Source organism: Streptomyces sp. NBC_01481, from assembly GCF_026339995.1.
In the GTDB taxonomy this organism is placed as follows: domain Bacteria; phylum Actinomycetota; class Actinomycetes; order Streptomycetales; family Streptomycetaceae; genus Streptomyces.
This window is the reverse complement of record NZ_JAPEPT010000002.1, coordinates 25,238-43,992: the sequence shown is the minus strand read 5'-3', so window position 1 is coordinate 43,992 and position 18,755 is coordinate 25,238. Positions and strand designations below refer to the sequence as shown.

Annotated in this window: 12 protein-coding genes; 11 read left to right on the top strand and 1 reads right to left on the bottom strand. The window is 66.4% G+C overall.

All coding sequences use genetic code 11. The features are described 5' to 3' along the window. Positions 1–107: 107 nt before the first annotated feature. From rplK to tuf, 11 genes are all read left to right on the top strand, one after another. Complete coding sequence (rplK, locus tag OOK40_RS10575; protein ID WP_142214219.1) at positions 108–542, top strand: 50S ribosomal protein L11; 435 nt, start codon at positions 108–110, stop codon at positions 540–542. Between the two features lie 80 nt (positions 543–622). Further along, positions 623–1,345, top strand: coding sequence for a 50S ribosomal protein L1 (gene rplA, locus OOK40_RS10570; RefSeq protein WP_266479191.1), 723 nt, complete (start codon positions 623–625; stop codon positions 1,343–1,345). A gap of 169 nt (positions 1,346–1,514) precedes the next feature. After that, entirely contained in the window at positions 1,515–2,375 is an 861-nt protein-coding gene (locus OOK40_RS10565; protein WP_323136049.1) for a DUF1396 domain-containing protein, read from the top strand. 261 nt (positions 2,376–2,636) lie between these two features. Next, positions 2,637–3,167: a 50S ribosomal protein L10 gene (gene rplJ / locus OOK40_RS10560; RefSeq protein WP_266479187.1), complete on the top strand. Its 531-nt coding sequence runs from the start codon at positions 2,637–2,639 to the stop codon at positions 3,165–3,167. A gap of 113 nt (positions 3,168–3,280) precedes the next feature. Beyond that, entirely contained in the window at positions 3,281–3,664 is a 384-nt protein-coding gene (rplL, locus tag OOK40_RS10555) for a 50S ribosomal protein L7/L12 (protein ID WP_266479185.1), read from the top strand. 594 nt (positions 3,665–4,258) lie between these two features. Further along, positions 4,259–7,744 (top strand): DNA-directed RNA polymerase subunit beta, encoded by a 3,486-nt coding sequence (gene rpoB, locus OOK40_RS10550; protein WP_266479183.1) that lies wholly within the window; start codon positions 4,259–4,261, stop codon positions 7,742–7,744. Between the two features lie 97 nt (positions 7,745–7,841). Beyond that, positions 7,842–11,753 (top strand): DNA-directed RNA polymerase subunit beta', encoded by a 3,912-nt coding sequence (locus OOK40_RS10545; RefSeq protein ID WP_266479181.1) that lies wholly within the window; start codon positions 7,842–7,844, stop codon positions 11,751–11,753. A gap of 348 nt (positions 11,754–12,101) precedes the next feature. Next, positions 12,102–12,473 carry a 30S ribosomal protein S12 gene (gene rpsL, locus OOK40_RS10540; RefSeq protein ID WP_003948652.1) on the top strand — a complete coding sequence of 124 codons (372 nt, stop codon included), beginning with the start codon at positions 12,102–12,104 and terminating at the stop codon, positions 12,471–12,473. Between the two features lie 2 nt (positions 12,474–12,475). After that, complete coding sequence (gene rpsG, locus OOK40_RS10535) at positions 12,476–12,946, top strand: 30S ribosomal protein S7 (protein ID WP_266479179.1); 471 nt, start codon at positions 12,476–12,478, stop codon at positions 12,944–12,946. Positions 12,947–12,984: 38 nt separating this feature from the next. Beyond that, positions 12,985–15,111 (top strand): elongation factor G, encoded by a 2,127-nt coding sequence (gene fusA, locus OOK40_RS10530; RefSeq protein ID WP_266479177.1) that lies wholly within the window; start codon positions 12,985–12,987, stop codon positions 15,109–15,111. Positions 15,112–15,273: 162 nt separating this feature from the next. Continuing rightward, complete coding sequence (gene tuf / locus OOK40_RS10525) at positions 15,274–16,467, top strand: elongation factor Tu (protein WP_266479175.1); 1,194 nt, start codon at positions 15,274–15,276, stop codon at positions 16,465–16,467. 95 nt (positions 16,468–16,562) lie between these two features. Here tuf and OOK40_RS10520 read toward each other — a convergent pair whose 3' ends face one another. Further along, on the bottom strand, positions 16,563–18,662 hold the full coding sequence (locus OOK40_RS10520) for a PIG-L family deacetylase (RefSeq protein WP_266479173.1): 2,100 nt from the start codon (positions 18,660–18,662) through the stop codon (positions 16,563–16,565). Between the last annotated feature and the right edge of the window lie 93 nt (positions 18,663–18,755).

Sequence of the window (18,755 nt, the reverse complement as noted above, 5' to 3'; positions counted from 1 at the left end):
GCAGCCGCTCTGACCTGCTCGGTTTTTGGCCGCACAGCCCCAGCAGTTATCGTTGTGCGGTTGCCCCTTGGGCAGCAGGAAAGACATGAATAGGAAGAGGACCCGGAATGCCTCCCAAGAAGAAGAAGGTCACGGGGCTTATCAAGCTCCAGATCCAGGCCGGCGCGGCCAACCCGGCTCCGCCGGTCGGCCCCGCGCTGGGTCAGCACGGCGTCAACATCATGGAGTTCTGCAAGGCCTACAACGCTGCGACCGAGTCGCAGCGTGGCATGGTCGTGCCGGTGGAGATCACGGTCTACGAGGACCGTTCCTTCACCTTCATCACCAAGACTCCGCCGGCCGCCAAGCTGATCCTCAAGGCTGCGGGTGTGGACAAGGGCTCCGGCGAGCCTCACAAGACCAAGGTTGCCAAGCTCACCGGCGCCCAGGTCCGTGAGATCGCCTCGGTCAAGATGCCCGACCTGAACGCCAACGACCTGGACGCCGCGTCGAAGATCATCGCCGGCACCGCCCGTTCGATGGGCATCACGGTCGAGGGCTGACAGCCCCCGTTGACCTCAGTGGTAGGACCAAGCGCTGGTCCGCACCACGACTCCATACCTGAACCAACACAGGAGCAGAAGTGAAGCGCAGCAAGACTCTCCGCGCTGCGGACGCCAAGATCGACCGGGAGAAGCTGTACGCCCCGCTCGAGGCCGTCCGTCTCGCCAAGGACACCACCGCCACAAAGTTCGACGGCACCGTCGAGGTCGCCATGCGTCTGGGTGTTGACCCGCGCAAGGCCGACCAGATGGTCCGCGGCACCGTGAACCTTCCGCACGGCACCGGCAAGACCGCCCGGGTCCTGGTCTTCGCGACCGGTGACCGTGCTGCGGCCGCGGAAGCCGCTGGCGCCGACATTGTCGGCTCCGACGAACTGATCGACGAGGTTGCGAAGGGCCGTCTGGACTTCGACGCCGTCGTCGCCACCCCGGACCTCATGGGCAAGGTCGGCCGCCTCGGCCGCGTGCTCGGTCCGCGTGGTCTGATGCCGAACCCGAAGACCGGCACCGTCACCCCCGATGTCACCAAGGCTGTGAACGACATCAAGGGCGGCAAGATCGAGTTCCGCGTCGACAAGCACTCGAACCTGCACTTCATCATCGGCAAGGTCTCCTTCGACGAGACGAAGCTGGTCGAGAACTACGCCGCGGCGCTGGAGGAGATCCTCCGTCTCAAGCCGTCCGCCGCGAAGGGCCGCTACATCAGGAAGGCGACCCTGACCACGACGATGGGCCCCGGCATCCCGCTGGACTCCAACCGCACCCGCAACCTCCTCGTCGAGGAGGACCCGGCCGCGGTCTGAGCCTGACGGCTCACTCGGTACGTGAACCGGCCCCCGCACCTCGACAGAGGCGCGGGGGCCGGTTTTTGCTCAGGCGCCGCTTTTAATCACTGGCGCTGTCGGAGTCGAACGGTAGTGTCACGAGGGTTTGCGGAGCATCACGTACACCTGTGGGGGGAACATGCATCCGATGTACCGGAAGGCGGCCGGGGGGCTGCTCGCCGGAGCGCTGCTGTGCGGCACCGCGGCCTGTTCGGCGGGCACCACGCCGAAGCCGGACCGCCCGGCCGCGCAGAAGCCGCTCCGGGTCACCCTGGCGGCGGCGGTCAAGCGCGCGGCCGACCAGAACGAGAAGCTGACCTCGCTCTCGTACCGCATGAAGGGCCAGGTGCCGGGGGGCGGCGCGATCGAGGGCCAGGCTGCGATGGCGCTGAAGCCGCTCGCCCTGCGGATGAAGATGAAGCAGAAGAGCGCCGGGGAGAACGCCGAGGTCGAGATCCGCCTCGTCGGCGGCGTCATGTACCTCAACGGAGGCGAGAAGGCCGCTGCCGAGCTGGACGGCAAGACGTGGCTCAAGTTCGACCTGTCCGGGCTGGGCAAGGGCGGCCAGGACCCGCTGTCCGGGCTGGGCGGCCAGGCGGACCGGAACCCGACGGAGGACTCGTCCTCGCTGACCGCCGCCAAGGACCTCAAGAAGGTCGGCCAGGAGACGGTCGACGGCGTGGCCACCACCCACTACGCGGGCACCGTGCCGCTGGACGTGATGCGCGCGAGTCTCAAGGGCGAGGACGCGGCGACCAGGCAGCGCCGGGAGAAGAGCCTCAAGAAGTACGAGGAGATGGGCGTCAAGGCCGTCACGATGGACATGTGGATCGACGGGAACGATCACACCAAGCAGTTCCGCACCCGCGCGGCCGCCGAGAAGGGCCCGCTGGATCTCACCATCACGTTCCTCGACTACAACAAACCGGTCGTCGTGAAGGCGCCGCCGGCCTCCGCGACGGCGGACCTGGCCGAGATGTTCAAGGACATCGGGAGCGGCCAGGAGTGAGCCGTACGGCCCGATTTGCCTGACCGGGATCCGGTCCCGTACGCTTCCACAGAAGCCAAAGACCGCTGGTCGTTGCCGTGCTCTCGTAGAGGGTGTGGCGGCCGAAGGATCCGCTAGCTGCGGACGTCCTGCGCAGGTGACTGTGGACAGCTCCCGGATTCCATTCGGTTGAGCTACGCCCCGTGCGCCTGCGCCGGGGCGTTTCGTTTTGCCCAGCCCCTTCTGAGCGGTCCTCATCACCCGGAAGGAGGCCGACGCTCTATGGCAAGGCCCGACAAGGCTGCCGCGGTAGCCGAGCTCGCGGAGCAGTTCCGCAGCTCGAACGCCGCCGTGCTGACCGAGTACCGGGGTCTCACCGTGGCTCAGCTCAAGCAGCTGCGCCGTTCGCTCGGTGAGAACGCCCAGTACGCCGTGGTGAAGAACACGCTGACCAAGATTGCGGCCAACGAGGCCGGGATCAACACGCTTGACGACCTGTTCAACGGTCCGACAGCGGTTGCCTTCGTCACCGGTGACCCGGTGGAGTCGGCGAAGGGTCTTCGTGACTTCGCCAAGGACAACCCCAACCTCATCATCAAGGGCGGTGTCCTTGACGGTAAGGCGCTGTCCGCCGATGAGATCAAGAAGCTTGCGGACCTCGAGTCCCGCGAGGTTCTGCTCGCCAAGCTGGCGGGCGCCATGAAGGGCAAGCAGTCCCAGGCTGCCGCGCTCTTCCAGGCGCTTCCCTCGAAGTTCGTCCGCACCGCGGAGGCGCTTCGTGCCAAGAAGGCCGAGCAGGGCGGTGCCGAGTAATTCGGCTCGCGCATTGATCAGCGCCGCCTGAAGGCGAGCTGGTCGCAGCGGGCCGAACGCCCGCCGACATATACATCCCGGCACCAGCCGATTTAGTGGAAGGATCGCCCATCATGGCGAAGCTCAGCCAGGACGACCTGCTTGCGCAGTTCGAGGAGATGACCCTCATCGAGCTCTCCGAGTTCGTGAAGGCGTTCGAGGAGAAGTTCGACGTCACCGCCGCCGCTCCGGTCGCCGCTGCCGCTGGTGGCGCCGCTGCCGCCCCGGCCGAGGCCGAGGCCGAGCAGGACGAGTTCGACGTCATCCTCACCGGCGCCGGCGAGAAGAAGATCCAGGTCATCAAGGTCGTGCGTGAGCTGACCTCCCTGGGTCTGAAGGAGGCCAAGGACCTCGTGGACGGCGCCCCGAAGCCCGTTCTCGAGAAGGTCGCCAAGGACGCCGCCGAGAAGGCCGCCGAGTCCCTCAAGGGTGCCGGCGCGTCCGTCGAGGTCAAGTAAGTCCCCACTTGCGCCCACCGGCGCGTGGATTGAGTCTCTGACGCGTGGTTCCGCATAGGAGCCGCAAGGGACACAGCGAAGGGCGATCACCCAGACGGGTGGTCGCCCTTCGACGTGTGCGAGGCCTGCCCTGTTCTTCCGGATCCGGTGGGTATCGTGATCTTCGCCGTGCGCCCCTGACGCTGGTCAGTGACGATCTCAGCAGCCAGTTTGGGTTGGGGGGCCTTGACGAACCGCACGTAGCGCGCAATTCTCAGGACGCGTCGTCACAAGGATCCGGATCCGAGGCATGGATCGACGACCGAACGGGCAGTATCGAGGTGCGCCTGCTGGCGCGAGGGCAAGCCGCGGAGTTGAGAACAACGAGGGTCTCGAAAACCCGCACTGGACATCAGTGTGCCAAGTGGCTACACTGACCCTTTGCGCTGCCTGTTAACTGCCCCCTGCCCGTCACCAGGGGCATCCCCACGTATGAGCATCGTTGACTGAAGCATCCCTGAGCTGGCCATTTGGCCAACCAGGAGCGTCTGTCTCCGTGCCCATGGTGGGACCGGTACGCGCGTAGTGAGTCCGAGCCCTCGGAAGGACCCCCTCTTGGCCGCCTCGCGCAACGCCTCGACCGCGAATACGAACAACGGCGCCAGCACCGCCCCGCTGCGCATCTCCTTTGCAAAGATCAAGGAGCCCCTCGAGGTTCCGAACCTCCTCGCGTTGCAGACTGAGAGCTTTGACTGGCTGCTCGGCAATGCCGCATGGAAGGCTCGTGTCGAGGCGGCTCTGGACAGCGGACAGGACGTCCCCACCAAGTCCGGTCTGGAAGAGATCTTCGAGGAGATCTCTCCGATCGAGGACTTCTCCGGGTCGATGTCGCTGACCTTCCGCGACCACCGTTTCGAGCCTCCGAAGAACTCCATCGACGAGTGCAAGGAGCGCGACTTCACGTACGCGGCCCCGCTCTTCGTCACGGCCGAGTTCACCAACAACGAGACCGGCGAGATCAAGTCCCAGACGGTCTTCATGGGCGACTTCCCGCTCATGACCAACAAGGGCACCTTCGTCATCAACGGCACCGAGCGTGTCGTCGTGTCGCAGCTGGTCCGCTCGCCGGGTGTCTACTTCGACTCCAACATCGACAAGACGTCCGACAAGGACATCTTCACAGCCAAGATCATCCCGTCCCGGGGTGCCTGGCTGGAGATGGAGATCGACAAGCGCGACATGGTCGGCGTTCGCATCGACCGCAAGCGCAAGCAGTCCGTCACCGTCCTGCTCAAGGCTCTCGGCTGGACCACCGAGCAGATCCTCGAGGAGTTCGGCGAGTACGAGTCCATGCGCGCCACCCTGGAGAAGGACCACACCCAGGGCCAGGACGACGCGCTGCTCGACATCTACCGCAAGCTCCGCCCGGGCGAGCCGCCGACGCGCGAGGCCGCTCAGACGCTGCTCGAGAACCTCTACTTCAACCCGAAGCGTTACGACCTCGCCAAGGTCGGCCGCTACAAGGTGAACAAGAAGCTCGGCGCCGAAGAGCCGCTGGACGCCGGCGTGCTCACCACCGACGACGTCATCGCGACCATCAAGTACCTGGTCAAGCTGCACGCCGGTGAGACCGAGACCGTGGGCGAGAGCGGCACCCAGATCGTCGTCGAGACCGACGACATCGACCACTTCGGCAACCGTCGTCTGCGCAACGTCGGCGAGCTCATCCAGAACCAGGTCCGCACGGGTCTGGCTCGTATGGAGCGCGTTGTGCGTGAGCGCATGACGACCCAGGACGTCGAGGCGATCACGCCGCAGACCCTGATCAACATCCGGCCGGTCGTCGCCTCCATCAAGGAGTTCTTCGGCACCAGCCAGCTGTCGCAGTTCATGGACCAGAACAACCCGCTGTCGGGTCTCACCCACAAGCGCCGTCTGTCCGCGCTTGGCCCGGGTGGTCTGTCCCGTGAGCGGGCCGGCTTCGAGGTCCGTGACGTGCACCCGTCGCACTACGGCCGCATGTGCCCGATCGAGACCCCTGAAGGCCCGAACATCGGTCTGATCGGCTCGCTCGCCTCCTACGGCCGGGTCAACGCGTTCGGCTTCGTCGAGACGCCGTACCGCAAGGTCGTCGACGACCAGGTGACCGACGAGGTCGACTACCTGACCGCCGACGAGGAAGACCGGTTCGTCATCGCGCAGGCCAACGCCGCGCTGACCGACGACATGCGCTTCGCCGAAGCCCGTGTCCTGGTCCGCCGTCGTGGCGGCGAGGTCGACTACGTCCCGGGCTCCGACGTGGACTACATGGACGTCTCGCCGCGCCAGATGGTGTCGGTCGCGACCGCCATGATCCCGTTCCTCGAGCACGACGACGCCAACCGTGCCCTCATGGGCGCGAACATGATGCGTCAGGCCGTTCCGCTGATCACGGCCGAGGCGCCGCTGGTCGGCACCGGCATGGAGTACCGCTGCGCGGTCGACGCCGGTGACGTCATCAAGGCGGAGAAGGAAGGTGTTGTCCAGGAGGTCTCCGCGGACTACATCACCGTCGCCAACGACGACGGCACGTACACCACGTACCGCATCGCCAAGTTCTCCCGGTCGAACCAGGGCACCTCGGTCAACCAGAAGGTTGTCGTGGACGAGGGCGCCCGGGTCGTCGAGGGCCAGGTCCTCGCCGACGGTCCGGCCACCGAGCAGGGCGAGATGGCGCTCGGCAAGAACCTGCTGGTCGCCTTCATGCCGTGGGAGGGTCACAACTACGAGGACGCGATCATCCTGTCGCAGCGCCTCGTGCAGGACGATGTCCTCTCCTCGATCCACATCGAGGAGCACGAGGTCGACGCCCGTGACACCAAGCTCGGCCCGGAGGAGATCACCCGGGACATCCCGAACGTCTCCGAGGAGGTCCTCGCCGACCTCGACGAGCGCGGCATCATCCGTATCGGTGCCGAGGTCGTCGCCGGCGACATCCTGGTCGGCAAGGTCACGCCCAAGGGTGAGACCGAGCTGACCCCGGAGGAGCGTCTGCTCCGCGCGATCTTCGGTGAGAAGGCGCGTGAGGTCCGTGACACCTCGCTGAAGGTGCCCCACGGCGAGACCGGCAAGATCATCGGCGTACGCGTCTTCGACCGCGAGGAGGGCGACGAGCTGCCGCCCGGCGTGAACCAGCTGGTTCGCGTGTACGTCGCGCAGAAGCGCAAGATCACCGATGGTGACAAGCTCGCCGGCCGTCACGGCAACAAGGGCGTCATCTCGAAGATCCTGCCGATCGAGGACATGCCGTTCCTGGAGGACGGCACCCCGGTCGACATCATCCTCAACCCGCTCGGTGTCCCGTCCCGGATGAACCCGGGACAGGTCCTCGAGATCCACCTCGGCTGGCTCGCCAGCCGCGGCTGGGACGTCTCCGGTCTGGCCGACGACTGGGCCCAGCGCCTGCAGGCCATCGGCGCCGACCAGGTCGAGCCGGGCACCAACGTCGCGACCCCGGTCTTCGACGGTGCGCGCGAGGACGAGATCGCCGGTCTCTTCGAGGCCACGATCCCGAACCGCGACGGTGACCGGCTGGTCCAGCCGTCCGGCAAGGCCAACCTGTTCGACGGCCGCTCCGGCGAGCCGTTCCCGGACCCGATCTCGATCGGGTACATGTACATCCTCAAGCTCCACCACCTGGTCGACGACAAGCTGCACGCCCGCTCGACCGGCCCGTACTCGATGATCACCCAGCAGCCGCTGGGTGGTAAGGCCCAGTTCGGTGGCCAGCGATTCGGTGAGATGGAGGTGTGGGCGCTGGAGGCTTATGGCGCCGCGTACGCCCTCCAGGAGCTGCTGACCATCAAGTCCGACGACGTCACAGGCCGCGTGAAGGTCTACGAGGCCATCGTCAAGGGCGAGAACATCCCTGAGCCCGGCATTCCCGAGTCCTTCAAGGTGCTCATCAAGGAAATGCAGTCGCTCTGCCTCAACGTGGAGGTGCTCTCCTCGGACGGCATGTCCATCGAGATGCGCGACACGGACGAGGACGTCTTCCGCGCGGCGGAGGAGCTCGGTATCGACCTGTCCCGGCGTGAGCCGAGCAGCGTCGAAGAGGTCTGACGGGTCTGGCCGGGACCTCCTCGTGAGGTCCCGGCCCTGCCCCGGACCCGTACAGACCATGATTGAGACACGACCCCGAAAGAGGGATTGACGACAAGTGCTCGACGTCAACTTCTTCGACGAGCTGCGGATCGGCCTTGCCACCGCGGACGACATCCGACAGTGGTCGCACGGCGAGGTCAAGAAGCCGGAGACCATCAACTACCGCACGCTCAAGCCCGAGAAGGACGGACTCTTCTGCGAGAAGATCTTCGGTCCGACCCGGGACTGGGAGTGCTACTGCGGCAAGTACAAGCGTGTCCGCTTCAAGGGCATCATCTGTGAGCGCTGTGGCGTAGAGGTCACCCGCGCCAAGGTGCGCCGTGAGCGGATGGGCCACATTGAGCTGGCCGCTCCCGTCACCCACATCTGGTACTTCAAGGGCGTCCCGTCGCGCCTTGGCTACCTGCTCGACCTCGCGCCGAAGGACCTCGAGAAGGTCATCTACTTCGCCGCGTACATGATCACGTTCGTGGACGAGGAGCGCCGTACGCGCGACCTGCCCTCGCTGGAGGCTCATGTCTCCGTCGAGCGCCAGCAGGTCGAGAACCGCCGCGACTCCGACCTCGAAGCCCGCGCCAAGAAGCTCGAGACCGACCTGGCCGAGCTCGAGGCCGAGGGTGCCAAGGCCGATGTGCGCCGCAAGGTGCGCGAAGGCGCCGAGCGTGAGATGAAGCAGCTGCGCGACCGTGCGCAGCGCGAGATCGACCGTCTCGACGAGGTGTGGAACCGCTTCAAGAACCTCAAGGTCCAGGACCTGGAGGGTGACGAGCTGCTCTACCGCGAGCTGCGTGACCGCTTCGGCACGTACTTCGACGGCTCGATGGGTGCCGCGGCGCTGCAGAAGCGCCTGGAGTCCTTCGACCTCGAGGAGGAGGCCGAGCGTCTCCGCGAGATCATCCGTACTGGCAAGGGCCAGAAGAAGACCCGTGCGCTCAAGCGCCTCAAGGTCGTCTCCGCGTTCCTGCAGACCAGCAACAGCCCCAAGGGCATGGTGCTCGACTGCGTGCCGGTCATCCCGCCGGACCTGCGTCCGATGGTGCAGCTGGACGGTGGCCGCTTCGCGACCTCCGACCTGAACGACCTGTACCGCCGCGTGATCAACCGCAACAACCGCCTCAAGCGTCTCCTTGACCTCGGTGCCCCCGAGATCATCGTGAACAACGAGAAGCGGATGCTGCAGGAGGCCGTCGACGCGCTGTTCGACAACGGCCGCCGTGGTCGCCCGGTGACCGGTCCCGGTAACCGCCCGCTGAAGTCCCTGAGCGACATGCTCAAGGGCAAGCAGGGCCGTTTCCGTCAGAACCTGCTCGGTAAGCGTGTGGACTACTCCGCGCGTTCCGTCATCGTCGTCGGTCCGCAGCTGAAGCTGCACCAGTGCGGTCTGCCCAAGGCCATGGCGCTGGAGCTCTTCAAGCCGTTCGTGATGAAGCGCCTGGTCGACCTGAACCACGCGCAGAACATCAAGAGCGCCAAGCGGATGGTCGAGCGCGGCCGCACGGTCGTGTACGACGTCCTCGAAGAGGTCATCGCCGAGCACCCCGTTCTGCTGAACCGTGCGCCCACGCTGCACCGCCTCGGCATCCAGGCCTTCGAGCCGCAGCTGGTCGAGGGCAAGGCCATCCAGATCCACCCGCTCGTCTGCACCGCGTTCAACGCGGACTTCGACGGTGACCAGATGGCCGTGCACCTGCCGCTGTCCGCGGAGGCGCAGGCCGAGGCCCGCATCCTGATGCTGTCCTCGAACAACATCCTCAAGCCGGCCGACGGCCGTCCCGTCACCATGCCCACCCAGGACATGGTGCTCGGCCTCTTCTTCCTCACCACGGACGAGGAGGAGCGCGAGGTGCGCGGCGAGGGCCGTGCGTTCAACTCCACCGCCGAGGCGATCATGGCCTTCGACGCCCGGGAGCTCTCGCTCCAGGCGAAGGTCGACATCCGCTTCCCGGTCGGCACGATCCCGCCGCGTGGCTGGACCCCGCCGGTCGCGGAGGAGGGCTCGGACATCGCCGCGGGCGAGTGGCAGCAGGGTGACAGCTTCCGGCTGCGTACGACTCTGGGCCGCGCGCTCTTCAACGAGCTGCTGCCCGAGGACTACCCGTTCGTCGACTACACGGTGGGCAAGAAGCAGCTCTCCGAGATCGTCAACGACCTGGCCGAGCGCTACCCCAAGGTCATCGTGGCGGCGACGCTCGACAACCTGAAGGCGGCGGGCTTCTTCTGGGCGACCCGCTCGGGTGTCACCGTGGCCATCTCCGACATCGTGGTCCCCGACGCCAAAAAGGCGATCGTCAAGGGCTACGAGGCGCAGGACGAGAAGGTCCAGAAGCAGTACGAGCGCGGTCTGATCACCAAGCAGGAGCGCACGCAGGAACTCATCACCATCTGGACCAAGGCGACCAACGAGGTTGCCGAGGCGATGAACGCGAACTTCCCGAAGACCAACCCGGTCTCCATGATGGTCAACTCGGGTGCTCGCGGAAACATGATGCAGATGCGTCAGATCGCCGGTATGCGTGGTCTGGTGTCCAACGCCAAGAACGAGACCATCCCGCGGCCCATCAAGGCGTCGTTCCGTGAGGGTCTGTCCGTGCTGGAGTACTTCATCTCCACGCACGGTGCCCGTAAGGGTCTGGCGGACACCGCCCTGCGTACCGCCGACTCGGGTTACCTGACCCGTCGTCTGGTCGACGTCTCGCAGGACGTCATCATCCGCGAGGAGGACTGCGGCACCGACCGCGGTCTGAAGCTCAAGATCGCGGAGCGCGGCGCCGACGGTGTGCTGCGCAAGACCGAGGACGTCGAGACCTCCGTGTACGCGCGGATGCTCGCCGAGGACGTCGTCGTCGACGGCAAGGTCATCGCGCCGGCCAATGTCGACCTGGGTGACGTGCTCATCGACGCCCTGGTGGGCGCCGGTGTCGTGGAGGTCAAGACCCGCTCGGTCCTGACCTGTGAGTCGGCGGTCGGCACCTGTGCCTTCTGCTACGGCCGTTCGCTGGCCACCGGCAAGCTGGTCGACATCGGTGAGGCGGTCGGCATCATCGCCGCCCAGTCCATCGGTGAGCCCGGTACCCAGCTCACGATGCGTACCTTCCACACCGGTGGTGTGGCCGGTGACGACATCACCCAGGGTCTGCCCCGTGTCGTCGAGCTCTTCGAGGCTCGTACGCCCAAGGGTGTCGCCCCGATCTCGGAGGCGGCAGGCCGCATCCGTATCGAGGAGACCGAGAAGACCAAGAAGATCGTCGTCACCCCCGACGACGGCAGCGACGAGACGCCGTTCCCGATCTCGAAGCGTGCCCGTCTGCTGGTGGGCGAGGGCGACCACGTCGAGGTGGGCCAGAAGCTCACCGTGGGTGCCACCAACCCGCACGACGTGCTGCGGATCCTCGGTCAGCGCGCGGTCCAGGTCCACCTGGTCGGCGAGGTCCAGAAGGTCTACAACTCGCAGGGTGTGTCGATCCACGACAAGCACATCGAGATCATCATCCGGCAGATGCTGCGCCGTGTGACGATCATCGAGTCCGGCGACGCGGAACTGCTGCCGGGCGAGCTCGTCGAGCGCTCGAAGTTCGAGACCGAGAACCGTCGTGTGGTCACCGAGGGCGGTCACCCCGCCTCCGGCCGTCCGCAGCTGATGGGTATCACCAAGGCCTCGCTGGCGACCGAGTCGTGGCTGTCCGCGGCGTCCTTCCAGGAGACGACCAGGGTTCTGACCGACGCGGCGATCAACGCCAAGTCGGACTCCCTGATCGGCCTCAAGGAGAACGTCATCATCGGTAAGCTCATCCCGGCCGGTACGGGCCTGTCCCGTTACCGCAACATCCGGGTGGAGCCCACCGAGGAGGCCAAGGCCGCGATGTACTCGGCCGTCGGCTACGACGACATCGACTACTCGCCGTTCGGCACCGGCTCCGGCCAGGCCGTTCCGCTGGAGGACTACGACTACGGTCCGTACAACCAGTAAACGCTGGGGGTTCCGGGGGCGTCCTCCGGAATGACGCAGCGTACGCCCACAGGGCGGTCATCCCTCGCGGATGGCCGCCCTGTGTCGTCCATTGCAGGCTGGTGTGTCCTGCGCGTGTGCATTTGTTTTGACCGGAGCCGATGCGGTAGGTACGCTCTGACCTTGTGCCTGGGGTGTGCCTGGGCTCGTGTGCGTGTCCTCAACCGCATGGCGAGTCCGCGAAAGGCCACCGTAATCTGCGCTCTCTTCCCTTTGCGGGGGAGCCTGCAGCATTCGACACACCCGACCGCGTGGGTCGGCGACGTTCCAGGTTAGTTTCACATACGGCACACAGAAACCGGAGAAGTAGTGCCTACGATCCAGCAGCTGGTCCGGAAGGGCCGGCAGGACAAGGTCGAGAAGAACAAGACGCCCGCACTCGAGGGTTCTCCTCAGCGCCGCGGCGTCTGCACGCGTGTGTTCACGACCACCCCGAAGAAGCCGAACTCGGCCCTGCGGAAGGTCGCGCGTGTGCGTCTGACCTCCGGCATCGAGGTCACGGCCTACATTCCGGGTGAGGGACACAACCTGCAGGAGCACTCCATCGTGCTCGTGCGTGGTGGCCGTGTGAAGGACCTGCCGGGTGTTCGCTACAAGATCATCCGCGGTTCCCTCGACACCCAGGGTGTCAAGAACCGCAAGCAGGCCCGCAGCCGCTACGGCGCCAAGAAGGAGAAGTAAGAATGCCTCGTAAGGGCCCCGCCCCGAAGCGCCCGGTCATCATCGACCCGGTCTACGGTTCTCCTCTTGTCACGTCGCTGATCAACAAGATCCTGCTCAACGGCAAGCGTTCCACTGCCGAGCGGATCGTCTACGGCGCCATGGAAGGCCTCCGCGAGAAGACCGGCGCCGACCCGGTCATCACGCTGAAGCGCGCTCTCGAGAACGTCAAGCCGACTCTCGAGGTCAAGTCCCGCCGTGTCGGTGGCGCCACCTACCAGGTGCCGATCGAGGTCAAGCCCGGTCGCGCCGGCACCCTCGCGCTCCGCTGGGTCGTGGGTTACTCCCGCGCCCGTCGCGAGAAGACCATGACCGAGCGCCTCATGAACGAACTGCTCGACGCCTCCAACGGCCTCGGCGCTTCGGTCAAGAAGCGTGAGGACACGCACAAGATGGCCGAGTCCAACAAGGCCTTCGCGCACTACCGCTGGTAGTCGCTACCCACATCGAGACCGAGAGAAGATTGAGCCTTATGGCCACCACTTCGCTTGACCTGGCCAAGGTCCGCAACATTGGGATCATGGCCCACATCGACGCGGGCAAGACGACGACCACCGAGCGCATCCTGTTTTACACCGGTGTGAGCTACAAGATCGGTGAGGTCCACGACGGCGCTGCCACGATGGACTGGATGGAGCAGGAGCAGGAGCGCGGCATCACGATTACGTCCGCCGCGACGACCTGTCACTGGCCGCTCGAGGACGTCGATCACACCATCAACATCATCGACACCCCGGGTCACGTCGACTTCACGGTCGAGGTGGAGCGTTCGCTCCGCGTGCTCGACGGTGCCGTCACGGTGTTCGACGGTGTCGCCGGCGTTGAGCCGCAGTCCGAGACCGTCTGGCGTCAGGCGGACCGCTACGGCGTTCCGCGTATCTGCTTCGTCAACAAGCTCGACCGCACCGGTGCCGAGTTCCACCGCTGCGTCGACATGATCGTGGACCGCCTCGGCGCGACCCCGATCGTGATGCAGCTGCCGATCGGTGCCGAGGCAGACTTCAAGGGCATCGTCGACCTCGTTCGTATGAAGGCTCTTGTCTGGTCCGCCGAGGCCACCAAGGGCGAGATGTACGACGTCGTCGACATCCCGGCCACGCACACCGAGGCCGCCGAGGAGTGGCGCGGCAAGCTGGTCGAGACCGTCGCGGAGAACGACGAAGAGATCATGGAGCTGTACCTGGAGGGCGTCGAGCCCACCGAGGAGCAGCTGTACGCCGCGATCCGTCGTATCACCATCGCGTCCGGCAAGGGCGGCGGCACCACCGTCACCCCCGTCTTCTGCGGTACCGCGTTCAAGAACAAGGGCGTGCAGCCCCTGCTCGACGCGGTTGTGCGCTACCTCCCCTCCCCCCTGGACGTCGAAGGCATTGATGGCCACGACGTCAAGGACGCGGAGAAGGTCATCACGCGCAAGCCGTCCGAGGACGAGCCGCTGGCCGCCCTGGCCTTCAAGATCGCGAGCGACCCGCACCTGGGCAAGCTCACCTTCATCCGGGTCTACTCGGGTCGCCTGGAGTCCGGCACCGCTGTGCTGAACCCCACCAAGGGCAAGAAGGAGCGCATCGGCAAGATCTACCGTATGCACGCGAACAAGCGTGAGGAGATCGAGTCGGTGGGCGCCGGTGACATCGTCGCCGTGATGGGCCTGAAGCAGACCACCACCGGTGAGACGCTGTGTGACGACAAGAACCCGGTGATCCTGGAGTCCATGGACTTCCCGGCTCCGGTTATTCAGGTCGCCATCGAGCCCAAGTCCAAGGGTGACCAGGAGAAGCTGGGTGTCGCCATCCAGCGTCTCGCGGAGGAGGACCCCTCCTTCCAGGTCCACTCCGACGAGGAGACCGGCCAGACCATCATCGGTGGCATGGGCGAGCTTCACCTCGAGGTGCTCGTCGACCGCATGCGGCGCGAGTTCCGCGTCGAGGCGAACGTCGGCAAGCCGCAGGTCGCGTACCGCGAGACGATCCGCAAGGCCGTCGAGCGTATCGACTACACGCACAAGAAGCAGACCGGTGGTACCGGTCAGTTCGCGAAGGTGCAGATCGCGCTGGAGCCCATCGAGGGCGGCGACGCGACCTACGAGTTCGTGAACAAGGTCACCGGTGGCCGCATCCCCCGTGAGTACATCCCCTCGGTGGACGCGGGTGCGCAGGAAGCCATGCAGTTCGGCATCCTGGCCGGCTACGAGATGGTGGGCGTCCGCGTCACCCTGATCGACGGTGGCTACCACGAGGTCGACTCCTCCGAACTCGCGTTCAAGATCGCTGGTTCGCAGGCGTTCAAGGAGGGTGCCCGCAAGGCGTCCCCCGTGCTCCTCGAGCCGATGATGGCCGTCGAGGTCACCACGCCCGAGGACTACATGGGCGATGTCATCGGCGACCTCAACTCCCGCCGTGGCCAGATTCAGGCCATGGAGGAGCGCAGCGGTGCCCGGGTCGTCAAGGGCCTGGTTCCGCTGTCGGAGATGTTCGGCTACGTCGGAGACCTCCGCAGCAAGACCTCGGGTCGCGCAAGCTACTCGATGCAGTTCGACTCCTACGCCGAGGTTCCGCGGAACGTCGCCGAGGAGATCATCGCGAAGGCCAAGGGCGAGTAACTCTCCCGAGTACACGCTTTAGGCTTGTTACCGGAGCCTGCTGGGGACATTCCAGCCGTTACGCAAGTATTCGGCCGGAATGTCCCGGGCCCCGGCCATCCAGCAAAGATCACCTGGCGCCGATGAGTAAGGCGTACAGAACCACTCCACAGGAGGACCCCAGTGGCGAAGGCGAAGTTCGAGCGGACTAAGCCGCACGTCAACATCGGCACCATCGGTCACATCGACCACGGTAAGACGACCCTCACGGCCGCCATTACCAAGGTGCTGCATGACGCGTACCCGGACCTGAACGAGGCCTCGGCCTTCGACCAGATCGACAAGGCTCCTGAGGAGCGCCAGCGCGGTATCACGATCTCGATCGCGCACGTCGAGTACCAGACGGAGTCGCGTCACTACGCGCACGTCGACTGCCCCGGTCACGCGGACTACATCAAGAACATGATCACGGGTGCGGCGCAGATGGACGGCGCCATCCTCGTGGTCGCCGCGACCGACGGCCCGATGCCGCAGACCAAGGAGCACGTGCTCCTGGCCCGCCAGGTTGGCGTTCCGTACATCGTTGTCGCCCTGAACAAGGCCGACATGGTGGACGACGAGGAGATCCTGGAGCTCGTCGAGCTCGAGGTCCGCGAGCTGCTCTCCGAGTACGAGTTCCCGGGCGACGACCTTCCGGTCGTCAAGGTCTCGGCGCTCAAGGCGCTCGAGGGTGACAAGGAGTGGGGCCAGACCGTCCTCGACCTGATGAAGGCCGTCGACGAGTCCATCCCGCAGCCCGAGCGTGACGTCGACAAGCCGTTCCTGATGCCGATCGAGGACGTCTTCACGATCACCGGTCGTGGCACCGTCGTCACCGGTCGTATCGAGCGTGGTGTCCTCAAGGTCAACGAGACCGTTGACATCGTGGGCATCAAGCAGGAGAAGACCACCACCACGGTCACCGGCATCGAGATGTTCCGCAAGCTGCTCGACGAGGGCCAGGCCGGTGAGAACGTCGGTCTGCTCCTCCGTGGCATCAAGCGCGAGGACGTCGAGCGCGGCCAGGTCATCATCAAGCCCGGTTCGGTCACGCCGCACACCGAGTTCGAGGCCCAGGCCTACATTCTGTCGAAGGACGAGGGTGGTCGTCACACCCCCTTCTTCAACAACTACCGCCCGCAGTTCTACTTCCGTACCACGGACGTGACCGGCGTTGTGACCCTCCCCGAGGGCACCGAGATGGTCATGCCGGGCGACAACACCACCATGACGGTCAACCTGATTCAGCCGGTCGCCATGGAGGAGGGCCTCAAGTTCGCCATCCGTGAGGGTGGCCGGACTGTGGGCGCCGGCCAGGTCATCAAGATCAACAAGTAATTGCTGATCTGACCTGGTTGCTCCTGGAGCAACAGCTGGGGCCCCGCACTTCGGTGCGGGGCCCCTTTGCTGTGTCTGTCTGCGCTGAAGCCGGATCAGCCGGCGGTTCCTGCCTCGGGCTGCCAGGTCCAGGGGTGCGCGTCTGCCCCCAGGCCCACCACGGTGGCGCCCGAGCGGCCTATGTGAAGGGCGGGCGCGTCCAGTGCCGCCATGCCCCGAGTGCGCGTCAGGACCCTTCTGCCGGTGCGGAGTTGGAACCGTCCGTGGGTGTCCTTGCCGAGCAGTACGGGGCCGCCGGGCGCCGCGGCCACGCTCACCGGGGCGTAGCCGCCGAAGCCCTCCTTGCGGGGCCGTGCGGGGGCGCCCCCGGCGCGTACGGCCATCACGGCCGTGGCGGTCGGCCTGCGGTAGTACAGCTCTATGCCGCCGTCGTGGGTCGGCACAGGGGCGATCGCGTCCCCGGGCACGGGCAGGCCGCCGCCCGCGCGGTAGGTGAGCGGCAGGCCCATCGTGTCCTGCGTCCAGTGGTGTACGCCCTCGCGGCCGGCGGCAAAGACATGGACCCGGCCCGCGCGGTCCACGACCGTCGACAGGCCGTCCTGGATCTCCTCGCCGCCGAGGTCGCGCCAGCGGTCCCAGTTCCCTGAGGCGTCGCGGACCCGTGTGCTGATGCCCTTGTCGGCGTTGCGGACGAAGAGATGGACCCGGCCGTCGGGAGCCGCGACAGCGACGGGGACGCCGATGCGGCGGCCGCGGTCGTCTCCCCGCTCGGGGTTGCCGAGTCCCTTCCAGGCCAGGAACGCGCCGCCGGGGGAGCCCTGCTCCAGCAGGACGACCTCGCGCCGGTTGGGCCCGCCGCGGCCGCCGAGCTCGGAGAAGCGCAGCGCGAACAGCAGTTGGCGGCCGTCCTTCAGCGTTGCGCCGCCGAGCGCGGGCGCGAGCGGGCCGCCGCCGAGGTCGTCCGGGTTGCCCCACTGCCCGATGCCCGGCCTGGTCTCGCGCCAGCGGACCGCACGCAGCCCGAGCACACCGTAGGCGACCAGCCGGCCGGACGGCTCGGCGGCGACGACGGTACGGGCGCCGGGGTGGCGGTAGTGGGTGGAGCGGACCCAGCCCTTCTTGTTCTTGAGCGGACGGATGCCGCCGACGCTGTAGTCGCCGCAGCCGGACGGGTTGCCGCACTCCCACTGCGGGTCGCCGCCGTACGGGACGAGGTTCCCGGCCTTCTCCTTGAGCACCGCGGCCGGGAGGTTCTTGGGCCAGTGGCGGTTGTAGTAGCCGCGGAAGGCGGTGGCGACGAAGGCGGGCACATGGCCGCCGTCCTTCGTCGCACGGGCGACCCAGCGGACCATGGCGGCCCAGCTGAAGGAGGCGACCGCGGTGTGGTCGCCGTGATCCGAGTAGCCGCGCTGCTCGCTGTCCTTCTTGCGGGTGGCCTCGTCGCTGTGCTGGATGTCCGGGTCGGGGTCCAGGGTCTGGATCACGGTCGGCCGGTACTGCTCCATCAGCCCGACCAGTACGTCGACGAGCGAGTCGTAGTCGTACGAGACGGCCCTGCGCAGAGGGGAGTCGGCGGCGACGACGGTGGTCAGCCCCAGCGCGCGGTCCCGCCACAGGCTGGGCAGCGCCATGTACCGGCGCCTGGTGTGCATGGGGAGGTTGAGGAAGATCAGCTCGACCCTGCGGTAGCCGTTGACGAGGGTGTTGATCTCGGCACGGTGGCCGCCCTGCAGCGGGGCGACGTCCTTGGTCCACTCGGTGAACCTGCCGAGCCCGAGCAGGGATGCGTAGGCCTGGCGCAGGCCCTGGTGACGGGCCGAGGAGTAGGCGGCCTTGTCCGCCGGGTCGTTCGTGTTGCCGGGTATGTGGTTGATGCCCTCGTGCTCGCCGGCGGTGACGTACACGCAGACCAGCGGAACCCCGGCGTCCAGCATCCGCTGGGTGTCGGGGTTCATGAAGTACAGATCGTCGTCGGGATGGGCGAGTATCTGCATCAGCTGCGCCCGCCGGGAGCTGGCGATGGGTATGCCGGGTGCGGGGTCCGCGGTGGGGTAGGAGCGCCGCTGGGGTGGTGGTACGGAGCAGGAGCTGAGAGCGGCGGCCGCGGCGACGGCGGCTGTGGCGCTGACCACATTCCGTCTGCTCGGGCCGCTCAGGCGCGCGGCAGCCGCCCCCCGGGCATGCGCGATGTTCATCTGTCCCGCTCCGTCCGCTTCCCCCGCAGCGGGCAGACAGGCCCCCCTTGCTGCGTACTCTCACACTCAGATAAGGGCGGACGGGCTGGTCAC